Source organism: Nocardia sp. 852002-20019_SCH5090214 (assembly GCF_001665865.1).
GTDB classification, from domain to species: Bacteria; Actinomycetota; Actinomycetes; order Mycobacteriales; family Mycobacteriaceae; genus Nocardia; species Nocardia nova.
Genome location: NZ_LZMK01000222.1, coordinates 1 through 564, shown reverse-complemented (window position 1 = coordinate 564; position 564 = coordinate 1). Strand labels below are relative to the sequence as shown.

Annotated in this window: 1 protein-coding gene; it reads left to right on the top strand. The window is 68.3% G+C overall.

The genetic code is table 11. From position 1 onward, the window contains the following. On the top strand, positions 1-564 hold a 564-nt coding region (gene mobF / locus A5780_RS18205), incomplete at both ends, for a MobF family relaxase (RefSeq protein ID WP_156769548.1).

Sequence of the window (564 nt, the reverse complement as noted above, 5' to 3'; positions counted from 1 at the left end):
GCCACTACGCCGCGATCGACGATGCCCGGGCCTACCTCGAGCAGCACGCGGTCTACACCCGCGTGGGCCGCCACAGCACCCGCCAGGTCGATGTCGAGGGCCTGGTCGGGACCGCGTTCACGCACCGCGATTCCCGCGCCGGCGACCCCGATCTGCACACCCACCTCGTCATCGCCAACAAAGTCAGGCGGATCCAGGACGGGCAGTGGGGGTCCCTAGATGGGCGGATGATCTACGCCCACAATGTGCCCGCCTCCGAGTTGTACAACACCCGCCTCGAACACCACCTCGAAGAAGCCCTCGGTTTGGTGTTCGTCGAGACCCCGGACCGGGACATGTACAAACGCCCGATCCGCGAACTCGCCGGTGTGGCACCGGAGTTGATGGCGGCCTGGTCCACACGCGCAGAGGCCATCACCACCAAACTCACCGACCTGGCCGCCGCGTTCCAGCGGCGCCACGGCCGCGAACCCACCGCGAAAGAACGGCTGCGCCTGGGTGAGGAGGCGACGCTGGCAACCCGTGGCGGTAAGCATCACGCCCGCTCCCGCGCCGAACAACGCG